Below are 15,203 nucleotides of genomic sequence, written 5' to 3'. Positions count from 1 at the left end.
CCGGAGCGGTGTGAGGTCGTCAGGCCCGGTTGAGCCCCGGTTCGCGGTCCGGGATCACGAACGATCCCGCGGTGCGGATGGGCAGGTCCGGCGTCGTCACGGCGTCGAGCACCCGGAAGTCCGCGGTGACCTGCCCGGGCTCCCAGCGGGCCCGGACGTACCCGCGGCGGTTGCTGCGGAACCTCAGGTGCGGGTTGGTGTGCAGGTCGGGGTGGTCGGTGGCGGCGTCGCCGTCGCCGCCCGAGGTGACGGAGCTGGAGACGAGCTCCGTGCCGACGGTCGGCGCGGCCGGGTCGGCGTAGTCCGTCTTGATCTCGTTGGCCCAGTGGACGTGGACGTCGCCGGTGAGGACCACGGCGTTGCGCACCCCGGCGTCGACCCAGCTGCGGGTGACCCGGTCCCGGGAGGCGGCGTAGCCGTCCCAGCCGTCCATCGAGAACTTCTCCGGCGCGCCCGGGTCGGTGTCGCGCTGGGCGAAGAACACCTGCTGGCCGAGCACGTCCCAGCGGGCCCGGGACCGGCGGAAGCCGTCGGCGAGCCAGCGCTCCTGCGCGGCCCCGGGCAGCGAGCGGGCCGGGTCCAGCCGTTCCGCGCAGCCGACGCGCTGCCCGTCGCCGCAGGCCTGGTCGTCGCGGTACTGCCGGGTGTCGAGCATGTGGAAGGTGGCCAGGCCGCCCCACTCGACCCGGCGGTACAGCTGCATGTCGTACCCCCGGGGCACCGACGAGCGCCGCAGCGGCATGTTCTCGTAGTAGGCCCGGAAGGCGGCGGCCCGGCGGGCGAGGAAGGCCTCCCGGGTCTGGTCGTCCTCGGGCACGTCGCCGGCCCAGTCGTCGTCGGTCTCGTGGTCGTCCCACACGACCACCCACGGGGCGACGGCGTGCGCGGCCTGCAGGTCCGGGTCGCTGCGGTACTGCGCGTACCGCTGCCGGTACCCGGCCAGCTCGGTCGTCTCGGCGCCGGCGACGGACCGCACGGCCTTCTCCGGCGTGGGGTACTCGTACTGGTAGTCGCCGAGGTGCAGGACGAGGTCGGGCTCGTCCTCGGCGAGCCGCCGGTAGGCCGTGAAGTACCCGATGGGGTAGTTCGAGCAGGACGCGACGCAGGTCGTCAGCGCCGGGCCGACGGCGCCGGCCGGGGGAGCGGTGCGGGTCCGGCCCGCCGGGGACACCGCCCTGTTCGCCCGGAACCGGTAGAAGTACTCGCGGCCCGGCGCCAGGCCGGTCGTCTCGACGTGCACGGAGTGCGCGGCCTCGGGCACGGCGTCGACCGTCCCGCGCTGCTCGATCACGGTGAAGCGCTCGTCCCGGGCCACCTCCCACTCGACCGGCACCACCCGCGCGGGCATGCCGCCCAGGCCGTCGGCCGCGAGGGGATCCGGAGCCAGCCGGGTCCACAGCACCATGCCGTCGGACGAGGGATCGCCGGAGGCGACGCCGAGGGTGAAGGGCTCGCGGGTGGACATCGACGGGATGCGTGGGCCCGCCGCGGTGAGGACCCCGGTGGCGGCGGTGGAGGCTCCGAGCAGGAACAGGCGGCGGCCGAACGGCGGGAGAGTGATGTCCGCCGTGCGACGCAGTGGAGATGACCGGCGTCCCTCGGCCCGGGTGATCCGCACGCCACCTCCCGGTGAACAGCCGGGCTCAGCCGGCCGCGAGGCCCGGCAGCCTGCGGTCCAGCGCGAGCGCCCCGAACCCGAGCCCGACGAACAGGACGGCCACCACCAGGCAGTTGATCGCGACCCGCGCGTAGCCGTGCGCGACGACGTCGACGAACGGGTACGGGTACCAGTCGATCACCGCCCCGCGGATGAGCGTGAACGCCAGCCATGCGAGCGGGTAGATCGCGGAGAGCAGCACGACGTCCCGGTCCACCAGCCCGCGCGGGCCGAACAACAGCCACCCGAGGACGGCGAAGAGCGGCGTGATCATGTGGCACAGGACGTTGGCGACCTCGTGCAGGCCCTGCGGGTTCGCGGTCTGGGCCAGCACCAGGTTGTAGACGATGCCGGTGACGGCGATGGCCACCACGGCGTCGAGCAGCAGGATCCGCATCGCGCGGGAGTCCCGCTCGGGGTCGATCGTCAGGAGCACGTACGCGATCCCGGCGACCAGGTTGCTGAGGATCGTGAAGAACGCGAACACGTTGGCCACGCGCGACCCGGTGCTGGTGAAGATCGAGTACGGACTGGAGTGGACCGCCGTGGCCACCAGCTGCAGCACGACCCCGAGCAGGGCGAGCGCCCCCACGAGCCCGAACCACGGCCGGGCGAGCGGGAGGTAGCGGGGCACCGGAGGACTCTAGCCGCGGATCCGCCGGTCCGACGGACGGCGGGAAAGGCCCACGACGACCACGCCCACGGGTGACGATCCTGCTTGTCCCCTTTCGGAGGATTCGTCCGACCTCGGCGGTGACCCTGGGCAGCACAGTTCTCACCCGTTCGCCGGAGACGGACCACGGAGAGCGATCGTCATGCCGGTGGAACGCCGGTGTCACGGCTGCGTAACACAGGGCCGGGACGGTGCGAGGCGCTGCCCGCTCCGCACCCCGTGATCAGGGAGACGCATGACGCCCGCCGACGACCTCGACATCGGCTTCACCGGTGCCCGCTTCGGCGGCGCGCCCCGCAAGCGGCGGCGCAAGAAGAGCGAGGAGCCGGCGCAGAACCAACCCGAGCGGCGGACCGCGGACGAGGCGGACACGGCGGCGATGCCGGTCGTCGGCGAGGCGCCCGCCGCACCCGACCCCGTCGCCGATCCCGCCGCGGCCGGCGGGCTCACGGGCTTCCACGAAGCTCCCGCCGTCGGGTACACCGGCGCCCGGTTCGGCGGGTCCTCCCGCCGCCGCCGCGACCGCGACGAGCACCCGGAGCCGGTGCCGGTGGCGGCCGGGCCGGTGGCCCTGCCGCCGCTGCCCCCGCCCGCGGTCGAGGACGTCGCCGAGGAGTACGTGCAGGACGACGCCGGCCGCTCGCTGGCGGTGCGGCCGTACTTCTACACCAAGGGCCGCACCCGGTCCCGCTACGAGCTGGCGATCGAGACGCTGGTGTCGACGCCGCCCGCGGCCCTGCGCCGTCCGGAGCTCGCCGAGCACACCGCGATCCTCGAGCTGTGCCGCGAGCCCCGGTCCATCGCCGAGGTCGGCGCCCTCATGGGGATGCCGCTCGGCGTGGCCCGGGTCGTCGTCGGCGACCTCGCGGTGACGGGCGGGCTCGAGGTGCACCGGACCGTCACGGCCGAGGGCCCCGACCTGGTCCTGATGGAGCGGGTGCTGAGCGGCCTCCGACGCCTGTGAGCGCCGACTGCCCCTAGAGCGGCACCTGCCACTCACGACCCCCACCGACCTGCGCCGACCCGCGCCGACCCGCGCCGACCTGAGCCGACCGGCGCTGACCGGCGCTGATCCGCGCCGACCGTTCCGCCCCGGAGGGCCGGCGACCCTGCCCGTTCGGCCGGTCCGCCGGGCGCGCGGCGCCGCGATGTGGCACAACTCGTCCATGAGCGACTTCCTGGCCCCGCCCGTCCCGGTCGTCCCCGCGCCGTTCCACACCCCGGAGCGGGAGAAGCTTCAGGAGCAGGCGCGCGCCTTCGCCGCCGAGCGCGTCCTGCCGGTCGCCGACGAGCTCGACAAGGTCAAGGGCGAGATCCCGCGGTCGCTGCTCGACGAGATGGGCGAGCTCGGCTACTTCGGCATCACCGTGCCGCGCGAGCACGGCGGGCTGGGGCTGGGGGCCTTCGAGTACTGCATGATCGCCGAGGAGCTGGCCCGCGGCTGGATGAGCGTGGGCAGCATCATCGCCCGCGCCCAGGGCGCCGGCACCGGCGTGGCGGACGAGGCCCGGCGGGCGGAGCTGCTGCGCCGCAGCGCCGCCGGCACCTGGATCGGGGCCATCGCCCTCTCCGAGCCCGACGCCGGGTCGGACCTGGCCGCCGTCGCCACCCGTGCCGAGCGGGACGGCGACGACTTCGTGATCACCGGTCGCAAGCGGTGGATCGGCAACGCGAAGGCCGCGGACTTCCTGCAGATCCTCGTGCGGACGGCGGACCCGGAGCCGGGGGAGAAGCGGTCCGCGGGCCTGGCGACCCTCGTCCTGGAGAAGGAGCGGGACTCCTTCCCCGCGGGCCTCTCCGGCACCCCGATCGACAAGATCGGGTACCACGGCTTCGTCACGTGGGACCTGGAGTTCGACGGGCTGCGGGTTTCGGCGGCGAACCTGCTCGGCGAGCAGGGCTTCGCGGAGGCCCAGCAGTGGCTCAACATCGCCCGCGTGCACACCGCGGCCCGCGCGGTGGGGCTCGCCCGGGGCGCCGTCGAGGACTGCATCGTCTACCTGCAGGAGCGCGAGCAGTTCGAGCACCCGATCGGCGACTTCCAGGCCGTCCGGTTCAAGCTCGCCACGATGGCCGCGAGGGTCGAGCAGGCGCGGTCGTTCTACCAGCACGTCGCGCAGCGGCTGGACCAGGGCGAGCCGTGCGAGCGGGAGGCGGCGATGGTGAAGCTGCTGGCCACCGAGATGGCCGCCGAGGTCACCGGGGACGGCATCCAGCTGCACGGCGGCAACGGCTACACCACCGAGCACCGCGTCGAGCGCTACTGGCGCGACGCCCGCCTCACGACGATCTTCGAGGGCACCAGCGAGATCCAGCAGAAGATCATCGCCGACCGCCTGCTGCCCCGGAGCCCGCTGGGCTGAGCCGCATCATGGAACCATGATGCGCAAATCGGCGCAGCGAGCTCGCATTATGGTTCCATAATGCGCGAATCGAGGGCTGGAATTCGAATAATGGTTCCCTAGTGCGGACCGGGGTCAGGAGTCGCCGAAGCCCGTGATCCACACCACGGCCTCGCCCGCCTCGTCCGAGGCGGCGAGGTCGACCTCGGCGGTGATGGCCCAGTCGTGGTCGTCCTCGGGGTCGTCGATGACCTGACGGACCAGCCAGCGCTCCGGCTCCTCGACGATGTCGATCATCTTGGGGCCGCGGGCGTCCGGGCCGATCCCGATACCGCCGAAGCCGTGCAGGTCGAAGAAGGGCTGGAAGGCCTCGCGCCAGCGGTCCGCCGTCCAGCCGGCCTCCTTGTCCAGCTCGCCGAGCAGGTCCCACCGGTTGAGCGAGGCGAGCTCGACCCGGCGGAACAGCGCGTTGCGCACCAGCACCCGGAAGGCCCGGGCGTTGCGGGTGACCCCGGCCGGGCCCTGGTCGAGCGACGGGGGAGCGGACTCGTCCTCGACCCCGCCGCCGGCGGCGAGCTTCTCCCACTCGTCGAGCAGGCTGGAGTCGACCTGGCGGACCAGCTCGCCGAGCCACTCGATGAGATCGGTCAGCTCGTCCGTCCGCGCGTGCTCGGGCACGGTCTGCCGCAGCGCCCGGTAGCAGTCCGCGAGGTACCGCAGCACCAGCCCCTCGGAGCGGGCGAGCTGGTAGAAGGCCACGTACTCGTGGAAGGTCATGGCCCGCTCGGACATGTCCCGCACCACGGACTTGGGCGAGAGCCGGGCGTCCTCGACCCACGGCGCTCCGCGCCGGTAGGTCTCCAGCGCCCCGACCAGCAGCTCCTCGAGCGGCTTGGGGTACGAGACGTCCTCGAGGAGCGTCATCCGCTCCTCGTACTCGATGCCCTCGGCCTTCATCGAGGCCACGGCCTCGCCCTTGGCCTTGTTCTCCTGGGCGTAGAGCACGGGGCGGGGATCGTCGAGGGTGGCCTCCACGACCGAGACGACGTCGTGCGCGTACGACGGCGACTCCCGGTCCAGCAGCTCGAAGGCGGCCAGGGCGAACGGCGACAGCGGCTGGTTGAGCGCGAAGTCCAGCTGCAGGTCGCCGACGAGCCGGATCGTGCGGCCCTCCGCGTCGGGCTCCGCGAGCTTCTCCACCACGCCCGCGGCGAGCAGCGCCCGGTAGATCGCGATGGCCCGCAGGATGTGCTTGCGCTGCCGGGGGCGCGGCTCGTGGTTGTCCTCGAGCAGGTGCCGCATCGCGGTGAACGCGTCCCCGGGCCGGGAGATCACGTTCAGCAGCATCGCGTGCGACACGTGGAAGTGGCTGGTCAGTGGCTCGGGCTGGGCGGCCTGCAGCTTCTCGTAGGAGGTCTGCGACCAGCCGACGAAGCCCTCCGGCGGCTGCTTGCGCACCACCCGGCGGCGCTTCTTCGGGTCGTCGCCCGCCTTCTGCAGCGCCTTGTGGTTCTCGATCTCGTGCTCGGGCGCCTCGGCGACGACCGTGCCGACGGTGTCGTAGCCCGCCCGGCCGGCCCGCCCGGCGATCTGGTGGAACTCGCGCGCCTTGAGCGGGCGGGTGCGCCGGCCGTCGTACTTCGACAGGCCGGTGAACAGCACCGTCCGGATCGGCACGTTGATCCCGACGCCGAGGGTGTCCGTGCCGCAGATGACCTTGAGCAGGCCGGCCTGGGCGAGCGTCTCCACGAGCCGCCGGTAGCGGGGGAGCATGCCGGCGTGGTGCACGCCGATCCCGTGCCGGACGAGCCGGGACAGCGTCTTGCCGAACCCGGCGGTGAAGCGGAAGTCGCCGATCAGCTCGGCGATCGCCGCCTTCTCCTCCTTCGAGGTGACGTTGACGCTCATCAGCGCCTGCGCCCGCTCGACGGCCGACTGCTGGGTGAAGTGCACGACGTAGACCGGCGCCTCGTGCGTCTCGAGCAGCTCGGTGATCGTCTCGTGCAGCGGGGTGAGGACGTACCGGTAGTGCAGCGGCACGGGCCGCTCGACCGAGGTGATCTCGCGGGTGGCCCGGCCGGTGCGGCGGGTGAGGTCGTCCCGGAAGAACGACGTGTCGCCCAGCGTGGCGCTCATCAGCAGGAACTGCGCCTGGGGCAGCTCGACCAGCGGCACCTGCCAGGCCCAGCCGCGGTCCGGGTCGGCGTAGAAGTGGAACTCGTCCATCACGACCGAGCCGACGTCCGCCTGCGCGCCCTGGCGCAGCGCGATGTTCGCCAGGATCTCGGCGGTGCAGCAGATGATCTCCGCGCCCTCGTTGACGGCGGCGTCGCCCGTCAGCATGCCGACCTTGTCGGCGCCGAACACCTCGATGAGGTCGAAGAACTTCTCGCTGACCAGCGCCTTGATCGGCGCGGTGTAGAAGGTGCGGGCGCCGCGGGAGAGCGCGGCGGCGTGCGCGGCGATCGCGACGAGCGACTTCCCGGACCCGGTGGGGGTGGAGAGGATGACGTTGCCGCCGGTCGCGATCTCCAGCAGCGCCTCCTCCTGGGCGGGGTAGAGCGAGAGGCCCCGCTCCTCGAAGGCCCAGTCCGCGAACACCTCGACCAGGGCGTCCGGGTCGTCGCCGGTGGGCAGGCGGTCGGTGAGCGTGGGGGCGGAGGTGGCGGTCATGATGGGGTCGATTCTCCACGAGTCGGCTCCGGCCGCCCGGCTCAGGTGAGGGTCACGGCGAGCACCAGCCCGGCGAGGGCCGTGTCGAGGACCGCGCAGAACACCGCCATCGACGGCACGACCACCCGCCCGGTGCGGTGGTGGTGGACGTCCCAGGCGGCGTGGACCAGCAGCGCCCCCGCCACCAGCACGCCGGACCAGGTCGGCGACACCTCGGCCGCCAGCAGCGCGACGGCCCCGAGCACGAGCATCGCGGCCGCCTGCAGGGGCAGCCCCCAGGGCGGGCGTCGCCGGCCCCGGGCCAGGCCGAGGAGCAGGAGCACGGCGCCGATCGCGAGCATCCCCCACGTCGGCGCGAACCCGGGCACGACCTTCGCCGCGGCGATCAGCACGACCGACACGGCGAAGGCCGGCCACGCGGCGAAGCGCGACCCGAGCGCCGCGGCCACGAGATAGACGAACCCGGACGCCGCGACGACCGGGGCGACCTCGGCCCCGTCGGCGATCCCGATCCCCGAGGCGAGCCCGACGGCGAGCCCGGCCGCGGGGGGCCAGGTCCGGTGGAACCAGCTGTGCCGGCGGGTCGTGCCGGGCTCGATCGCGGTCATGGCGCCTCCTCGGTCGGATACCCCTCAGGGGTATCAGGGCCGCGGGCCCGGAGGAAGCGCGTCGGCCGGAAGAGCGGGCGGCCCGTCCGGATCCGTCGGGGAGCAGAGGGTGTGGATCATGCACCCCCGCGGCCACCGGTCCGGGCCGCGGGCGCTCCGTCGCCCGGACCGCCCGCCGACCACCATCCGCCGCACCTGAGGGCGCCCTGGGCGCGCTGCCACCGCCGTACGGCCGATCAGGTGACATTCGGCCGGTACGGCCGTTTACCGTAGGGACCGTGACAGGGCGGGGAGCGGGCGGCGGCATGCCCGACGTCGTCCCGCCGATGCTCCCCTCCCAGGGGGACCTGGCCGACGGCGAGCGGGGCGGTGACTGGGCGGTCGAGTTCGCCTGGGCGGGCTTCCGCTGCGTCGCCTACGTCCGGCCCGGGCACGTGCGCCTGCTCTCCTCGACCGCTCGCAGCGTGACCCGCAGCTTCCCCGAGCTCGCCGTGCTCGGCGACCGGGTGAAGGGCTCCGGCATGGTGCTCGACGGCGTGGTCGTCGCCCTCGACGACGCCGGTCGCCCCAGCCGCCGCCCGCTGATGCGCCGCACCTCGACCGTCACGCCCTCGGAGTCGCTCCGCTCCCGGGTGCCGGTCGGGTTCGTGGTCACCGACCTGCTGTGGCTCGACGGCCGGCCGCTGCTGCGCCGCCCCTACGCCGAGCGCCGCACGCTCCTCGAGGGCCTGGGCATCGCCGGGTCCCCGGTGCTGGTCCCGCCCTCGCACCCGGCGTCGGAGGCGGGGTTCGTGATGGAGGCGGCCGAGCGCTTCGGCCTCGACGGGCTGCACCTCAAGCGGGTCGACGCCGCGTACAAGGCCGGGCGGCGCACCCGGGACTGGCTGCGGGTGCCGCTGCGGCGCGCGCGCCCGGTCGTCGTCGGGGGGTGGATGCCGGCCGAGCGCAACCGGCCCGGCCGCGTCGGGGCCCTGCTGCTCGGCATCCCCGAGACCCCGCCCGCGCCGGGCGGACCCGTCGGCCGGCTGCGGTACGTCGGGCGGGTCGGGATCGGCTCGGGCCCCGCGCGCCGGGAGGTCGGCGAGCTGCTCCGCACGCTCAACGCGCAGGTCTCGCCGTTCGCGGGCGACGGTCCCGGTTCCGTGCCCGAGACCGTGGCCGACGACGCCCGCTGGGTCGTGCCCCGGATCGTCGGGCAGGCCGAGTACCAGGGCTGGACCCGTGGCGCGCACCTGCGGCTGCCGGTGTGGCGGGGGATCCTGCGGCCCGGGGAGGTCGACCCCGAGGACTGGGCGGGCACGCCCTGGGAACGCGACGGCGCCGAGCAGGCCGAGGACGGGGCGGAGGTCTGGGGCCCGGCCCGCCGCGGCGAGCGGGTCCCCACCCCGCACGGGCACGGCCGGCTCGCGGACCGTGCGGCGCCGCCGGCCCCGGAACCGCCCGCCCTCCCGGCCGTGCCGGAGCGGCCCGCGGACCTCCGCACCGCGTCGCCCGGCCCCGCCAGCTCGCTCAACCGCAGCCTCGAGCAGCACTTCGTCTACAACGCCTTCAACACCATCGCCTCCCTGATGCGGACCGATCCGGGACGGGCCCGCGAGCTCCTCCTCGGGTTCGCCGACCTCAGCCGCACCGCCGACCGCGTCGGCACCCCCGAGATCCCGCTGGCCGACGAGCTGGCCGCCGTCCGCGCCTACCTGGCCATCGAGAAGGCCCGGTTCGGCCGGCGCCTGGAGACCACCGTGACGGTCGACGACGTGCTCGCCGCGCAGCTCGCCGACCTCGCCGTCGCCCCGCTGCAGGTGCTCGTCCTCGTGCGCGAGACGGTGCAGCAGCACATCGAACCGCGCCCGGAGGGCGGCGCGGTCACCGTGCACGTCCTGCCCGACGGGGCGGCCGGGGCCGAGGTCGTGGTGGCGGACGAGGGGCACGGGGAGACCCGGCTCCGGGTGCCGGCGCCCGCCGCGTGCCCGGGCTGAACCACCCACCTGTGTGAACGCCAGGTGACAACCTGCGCGGCGACGGTGTGATGTCGCGGCGCCGGTCTGCGGACGCGATCACCGGGACGCTACGGTGCGCGCATGCTCGGCCTCCCCGACGGCGCCCGCGCCTGCCTGTTCGACCTCGACGGTGTGCTCACCGACACCGCCGGCGTGCACGCGACCTCGTGGAAGACCATGTTCGACGAGTTCCTCGCCCGGCACGAGGGTCCCGGTTACCGGCCGTTCGACGTCGCCGCCGACTACGGCCCGTACGTCGACGGCAAGCCGCGGCTGGAGGGCACCCGCAGCTTCCTCGCCTCCCGGGGGATCACGCTGCCCGAGGGCAGCCCGGACGACCCGCCCGACGCCGAGACGCTCTGGGGGCTGTCCACCCGCAAGAACGACCTGGTGCAGGTCGTGCTGCAGGAGAAGGGCGTCGACGTGTACCCGGCCTCGCGGCCGTACCTCGAGGCCGTCCGGAAGGCCGGCCTGAAGGTGGCGGTGGTGTCGTCGTCGGCCAACGCCGAGCAGGTGCTCGACGTGGCCGGGCTGGCCGAGCTGATCGACCACCGGGTCGACGGCGTCGTCGCGCGCGAGCGCGGGCTGCCGGGCAAGCCGAAGCCGGACACTTTCCTGGCGGCGGCCGAGGACCTGGGCGTGCCGCGCACGGCCGCCGTCGTGTACGAGGACGCACTGGCGGGCGTCGAGGCGGGCCGGGCCGGCGGCTTCGGCCGGGTCGTCGGCGTCGACCGGCTCGGGCACGCGGACAAGCTGCGCGAGCACGGCGCCGACGTCGTGGTGTCCGACCTCTCCGAGCTGTTGGAGGACCAGTGAAGCCGGACGCGGGCCGCACCTTCGCGGTCGAGCCCTGGGTCGTGCGCGAGCCGACCCTCGACATCGCCGCGATGGGCCAGACCGAGTCGGTCTTCGCGCTGTCCAACGGCCACATCGGGCTGCGCGGCAACCTCGACGAGGGCGATCCGCACCACCTGCCCGGGACCTACCTGAACTCGTTCTACGAGGTCCGGCCGCTGCCGTACGCCGAGGGCGGCTACGGCTACCCGGAGTCCGGGCAGACGATCATCAACGTCACCAACGGCAAGCTGATCCGGCTGCTGGTCGACGACGAGCCGTTCGACCTGCGCTACGGCAAGCTCCGCCGGCACGAGCGGGTGCTCGACCTGCGCGCGGGCACGCTGACCCGCGAGGTCGAGTGGGAGTCCCCGGCCGGGCGCGTGGTGCGGGTGCACAGCACACGGCTCGTGTCGCTGACCCAGCGCGCCATCGCCGCCATCTGCTACGAGGTCGAGGTGCTCGACGAGCCGGCGCTGCTCGTCGTGCAGTCCGAGCTGGTGGCCAACGAGCAGCTGCCGACCCGCGGCGCGGACGACCCGCGCCTGGAGGCCGCGCTCACCAACGCGCTCGAATCGGAGATGCACCGCGCCGACGAGGCCGGCGCCACGCTGGTGCACAGCACCCGGAAGTCGGGGCTGCGGGTCGCCGCCGCGATGGACCACGAGGTGCACGGGCCCGAGGGCATCAAGATCACCTCGGACGCCACCGAGGACACCGGCAGCACCACGATCATCGGGCGGGTCAAGCCCGGCGAGACGCTGAAGATCGTCAAGTACCTGTCCTACGGCTGGTCGTCGCAGCGCAGCCTGCCCGCGGTCTACGACCAGGTCCGGGCCGCGCTGGCCGCCGCCCGCTACACGGGCTGGGAGGGGCTGCTCCGCGAGCAGGCCGAGTACCTCGAGGACTTCTGGGAGACCGCCGACGTCGAGATCGACGGCGACGCGGAGCTCCAGCAGGCCGTCCGCCTGGCCACCTTCCACGTGCTGCAGGCCGGCGCCCGCGCCGAGCGCCGGTGCATCTCGGCGAAGGGCCTCACCGCCGACGGCTACGACGGGCACACCTTCTGGGACACCGAGACCTTCTGCCTGCAGGTGCTGTCCTTCCTGGCGCCCGACGCGGCGGCCGACGCGCTGCGCTGGCGGCAGTCGATCCTGCCGAAGGCCTTCGAGCGCGCCCAGCAGCTCGGCCTCGACGGCGCCGCCTTCCCGTGGCGCACCATCCGCGGCGAGGAGTGCTCGGGGTACTGGCCCGCCGGCACCGCGGCCTTCCACATCAACGCCGACATCGCCGACGCCGTGCGCCGGCACGTCGCCGCGACCGGCGACACCCAGTTCGAGCTGGAGACCGGCCTGGAGATCCTGGTCGCCACCGCGCGGCTGTGGCGCTCGCTGGGCCACCACGACTCGGCGGGCGAGTTCCGGATCGACGGCGTGACGGGCCCGGACGAGTACTCGGCGATCGTGGACAACAACGTCTACACGAACCTGATGGCGCAGCTGAACCTGCGCTACGCCGCCGAGGTCGCCGCGAAGCACCCGCGCAGCGCGGCCAAGCTGGGCGTGAACTCCGAGGAGATGGCCAGCTGGCGCGACGCGGCGGCCTCGATGCGGATCCCGTTCGACGACGAGCTGCGCGTGCACCCGCAGTCCGAGGGCTTCACCAAGCACAAGATCTGGGACTTCGAGCGCACCCCGGCCGACACCTACCCGCTGCTGCTGCACTACCCGTACTTCGACCTGTACCGCAAGCAGGTGATCAAGCAGGCCGACCTGGTGCTGGCGATGCAGCTGCGGCCGGACGCCTTCACGCCGGAGCAGATGCGCCGCAACTTCGCCTACTACGAGGCGATCACCGTGCGGGACTCGTCGCTGTCCGCGTGCACGCAGTCGATGGTCGCCGCGCGCACCGGGCACCTCGACCTGGCCTACGACTACCTGGCCGAGGCCGCGCTCATCGACCTCAACAACCTGGCCGGCAACACCGACCACGGCATGCACATCGCGTCGATGGCCGGCACCTGGGTGGCGATCACCACCGGGCTCGGCGGCATGACGTGCGACGCGACCGGGCTGGCCTTCGCGCCGGTGCTGCCGGCCGCGCTCACCCGGATCTCGTTCGGGCTGCGCTGGCAGGGGCGGCACATCCGGGTCACGATCACCCAGGACGACGTGGAGTACACGCTGGTCAGCGGCCCGCCGATGCGGCTGCGCCACCACGGCGAGCCGGTCGCGCTGGCCGAGGACCCGCAGGTGCGGCCGCTGCCCTCGCCGCCCACCGTCGACCCGGTGGAGCAGCCGTACGGCCGGGCGCCGCGCCAGCGGCACCACGGGAGCTGACCCCGGGTTCGATCAGGCGGGGTCGGGTCGACACGGGGTTCGATCACCTGGGGGATTGCGCAAGGGCGGCCGGGGTATCTCCCGCGCGTGACCGCAGCAGCAGTCGATCCCCCCGCCGGGCTCGTCCGCTCCGACCCCTCGACGCCGGGGCTGGGGCGGCGGCGCTCCGGCCGGGGCTGGGTCTTCCTCGGGCCGGACGGCGACCGGATCGAGGACCGGGCGGAGATCGCGCGGATCAAGAGCCTGGTGATCCCGCCCGCCTGGCGGGACGTCTGGATCGCCCCCGACCCCCGCGGCCACATCCAGGCCGTCGGGACGGACGACGCCGGCCGCCGCCAGTACCGCTACCACGACGACTGGCGCCGGGCCCGGGACCAGGAGAAACACGACCGCGTGTTGTCCCTGGGCCGCCGGCTCGCCGACATCCGCGGGGAGATCACCACCCGGCTCGAGGACAGCGGGTTGCACCGCGAACGGGTGCTCGCCGGGGCCGTCCGGATGCTCGACATCGGGGTGTTCCGCGCCGGGGGCGAGCAGTACGCCCCCAGCTGCGGGGACGACGGCTCGGACAACTGCGGGCACGACGGCGACGACCACGACGAGTCCGGCACGTTCGGCCTGGCGACCCTGCGCCGCGAGCACGTCACGCTGCGCCGGGGCCTGATCCACTTCGACTACCCGGCCAAGGGCGGCGTGCCCCGCAAGCTCGACCTGCGCGACCCGCTGCTGCACCGGCTGGTCAACGGGCTGCTGCGGCGCAAGGGCGGCGGCGAGGACCTGCTGGCCTACCGCACGGGCCGGTCGGACTGGCACGACGTGCGCTCGGAGGACCTCAACATCGCCGTGAAGGAGCTGGCGGGGGACCGGTTCACCTGCAAGGACCTGCGGACCTGGAACGCGACGGTGCTCGCCGCCGTCACCCTCGCCGGGGCGGTGGCCGAGGAGGGCCGGGTCCCGTCGGCGAAGCGGGCGCGGGCCCGGCTGGTGCGCCACGCCATCACCACGGTGTCCGACCACCTCGGCAACACCCCGACCGTCGCGAAGAACTCCTACGTGGACCCGCGGGTGGTCGAGCAGTTCGAGGAGGGGCGCACGGTGCTGGTGGCGCTGAAGCGGCTGGAGACCCCCGACCTCACCGACGACCGCAGCCGGGCCGCGGTGGAGCGCGCGGTGGTGCGGCTCATCAAGGGCTGAGCGCCTACTCCTCGCTCATCCGCTGCCGCAGCTGGGCGAGCGTGCGGGCGAGCAGCCGGGACACGTGCATCTGCGAGATCCCGATCTGGTCGGCGATCTGCGTCTGCGTCTTGTTGCCGAAGAAGCGCAGCACCAGGATCGTGCGCTCGCGCTGCGGCAGCTCGTCGAGCAGCGGCGCCAGGGTCTGCCGGTACTCGACCTTGTCCAGCTCGGCGTCGGCCGCGCCCAGGGTGTCCGCGAGCGGGGAGTCGGCCCCGGCCACCAGCTCGTCGAGCGAGGGGCCGCGGTAGGCCTGCTGGGCGTCGAGCCCCTCCAGCACCTCCTCGGTGGACAGGCCGAGCCGCTCGGCGATCTCCGACGGCTTGGGGGCGCGGCCCAGCTCCTGGGACAGCGGCCCGATCGCGCCGTTGATCGAGCTCTGCATCTCCTTGAGCCGGCGGGGCACGCGCATCGCCCAGGTGCGGTCGCGGAAGTGCCGGCGCACCTCGCCGGTGATGGTCGGGATCGCGTAGGAGAGGAAGTCGACGCCCCGGTCCGGCTCGAACCGGTCGACGGCGTTGATGAGCCCGACGGTGCCGGCCTGCTCCAGGTCGTCGACGGGCTCGCCGCGGTTGGCGAAGCGCCGGGCGATGTGCTGGACCACGGGGAGGTGGCCGGTGACCAGCTCGGCGCGCAGGGCGTCGCGGTCGGGATGGTCGGCGGGGAGCGACACGAACTTCTCGAAGAGCGGGGCCAGGTGCCCGTACTCCGAGTCGGAGCCCTGCCCGTTCTGGGCGGGGCCCTGGGCGGGGGCCGGGTCGCGGTCAGCCACGACGCCCCGGGGAAGGGTCTCTGTTGTCCGACGCCACGCAGGCATCTACCCGACGGCCCCGATCCTTCAAACGCG

11 protein-coding genes are annotated in these 15,203 nt (G+C 73.8%); 6 read left to right on the top strand and 5 right to left on the bottom strand.

All coding sequences use genetic code 11. The features are described from left to right. Positions 1 to 19 precede the first annotated feature (19 nt). Both PKE99_RS11540 and PKE99_RS11535 read right to left on the bottom strand, forming a co-directional pair. A complete protein-coding gene (locus PKE99_RS11540) occupies positions 20 to 1,579 on the bottom strand; it encodes an alkaline phosphatase D family protein (protein ID WP_425566500.1) in 1,560 nt (519 codons plus the stop codon). A gap of 64 nt (positions 1,580 to 1,643) precedes the next feature. Then, positions 1,644 to 2,291 carry a Pr6Pr family membrane protein gene (locus PKE99_RS11535; RefSeq protein ID WP_037039033.1) on the bottom strand — a complete coding sequence of 216 codons (648 nt, stop codon included), beginning with the start codon at positions 2,289 to 2,291 and terminating at the stop codon, positions 1,644 to 1,646. A 274-nt stretch (positions 2,292 to 2,565) separates the two neighbouring features. On the opposite strand from PKE99_RS11535, the gene PKE99_RS11530 reads away from it, so the two are divergent. Further along, entirely contained in the window at positions 2,566 to 3,294 is a 729-nt protein-coding gene (locus tag PKE99_RS11530; RefSeq protein ID WP_051736545.1) for a DUF742 domain-containing protein, read from the top strand. A 202-nt stretch (positions 3,295 to 3,496) separates the two neighbouring features. Further along, the gene (locus PKE99_RS11525) at positions 3,497 to 4,693 is read left to right on the top strand and encodes an acyl-CoA dehydrogenase family protein (RefSeq protein ID WP_197040390.1); all 1,197 of its coding nucleotides are present in this window, start codon (positions 3,497 to 3,499) and stop codon (positions 4,691 to 4,693) included. 114 nt (positions 4,694 to 4,807) lie between these two features. Here PKE99_RS11525 and PKE99_RS11520 read toward each other — a convergent pair whose 3' ends face one another. Next, the gene (locus PKE99_RS11520; RefSeq protein WP_037039028.1) at positions 4,808 to 7,345 is read right to left on the bottom strand and encodes a DEAD/DEAH box helicase; all 2,538 of its coding nucleotides are present in this window, start codon (positions 7,343 to 7,345) and stop codon (positions 4,808 to 4,810) included. Positions 7,346 to 7,386: 41 nt separating this feature from the next. Beyond that, entirely contained in the window at positions 7,387 to 7,953 is a 567-nt protein-coding gene (locus PKE99_RS11515) for a hypothetical protein (RefSeq protein WP_037039026.1), read from the bottom strand. A gap of 278 nt (positions 7,954 to 8,231) precedes the next feature. On the opposite strand from PKE99_RS11515, the gene PKE99_RS11510 reads away from it, so the two are divergent. From PKE99_RS11510 to PKE99_RS11495, 4 genes are all read left to right on the top strand, one after another. Further along, positions 8,232 to 9,929, top strand: coding sequence for an ATP-dependent DNA ligase (locus tag PKE99_RS11510; protein ID WP_156066955.1), 1,698 nt, complete (start codon positions 8,232 to 8,234; stop codon positions 9,927 to 9,929). Positions 9,930 to 10,031: 102 nt separating this feature from the next. Next, entirely contained in the window at positions 10,032 to 10,766 is a 735-nt protein-coding gene (locus tag PKE99_RS11505; RefSeq protein ID WP_037039023.1) for a beta-phosphoglucomutase family hydrolase, read from the top strand. Next, the gene (locus PKE99_RS11500) at positions 10,763 to 13,123 is read left to right on the top strand and encodes a glycoside hydrolase family 65 protein (RefSeq protein WP_037039020.1); all 2,361 of its coding nucleotides are present in this window, start codon (positions 10,763 to 10,765) and stop codon (positions 13,121 to 13,123) included. The genes PKE99_RS11505 and PKE99_RS11500 overlap by 4 nt, the downstream gene beginning before the upstream one ends. 87 nt (positions 13,124 to 13,210) lie before the next feature. Beyond that, positions 13,211 to 14,317 carry a DNA topoisomerase IB gene (locus PKE99_RS11495; protein ID WP_037039018.1) on the top strand — a complete coding sequence of 369 codons (1,107 nt, stop codon included), beginning with the start codon at positions 13,211 to 13,213 and terminating at the stop codon, positions 14,315 to 14,317. A 4-nt stretch (positions 14,318 to 14,321) separates the two neighbouring features. On the opposite strand, the gene PKE99_RS11490 is transcribed toward PKE99_RS11495, so the two are convergent. Further along, entirely contained in the window at positions 14,322 to 15,128 is an 807-nt protein-coding gene (locus PKE99_RS11490; protein WP_037039015.1) for an RNA polymerase sigma factor SigF, read from the bottom strand. Between the last annotated feature and the right edge of the window lie 75 nt (positions 15,129 to 15,203).

The sequence above is a fragment of the Pseudonocardia halophobica genome (assembly GCF_027922425.1).
In the GTDB taxonomy this organism is placed as follows: domain Bacteria; phylum Actinomycetota; class Actinomycetes; order Mycobacteriales; family Pseudonocardiaceae; genus Pseudonocardia; species Pseudonocardia halophobica.
Note: the sequence above shows the minus strand (reverse complement) of the source record. Positions and strands in the feature narration are given on the sequence as shown.

What these genes read in the sequence shown, in the direction of transcription:
- PKE99_RS11530 (WP_051736545.1), top strand. Translation starts at nt 2,566, where the DNA reads ATGACGCCCGCCGACGACCTCGACATCGGCTTCACCGGTGCCCGCTTC.
- PKE99_RS11525 (WP_197040390.1), top strand. Translation starts at nt 3,497, where the DNA reads ATGAGCGACTTCCTGGCCCCGCCCGTCCCGGTCGTCCCCGCGCCGTTC.
- PKE99_RS11520 (WP_037039028.1), bottom strand. Translation starts at nt 7,345, where the DNA reads ATGACCGCCACCTCCGCCCCCACGCTCACCGACCGCCTGCCCACCGGC.
- PKE99_RS11515 (WP_037039026.1), bottom strand. Translation starts at nt 7,953, where the DNA reads ATGACCGCGATCGAGCCCGGCACGACCCGCCGGCACAGCTGGTTCCAC.
- PKE99_RS11505 (WP_037039023.1), top strand. Translation starts at nt 10,032, where the DNA reads ATGCTCGGCCTCCCCGACGGCGCCCGCGCCTGCCTGTTCGACCTCGAC.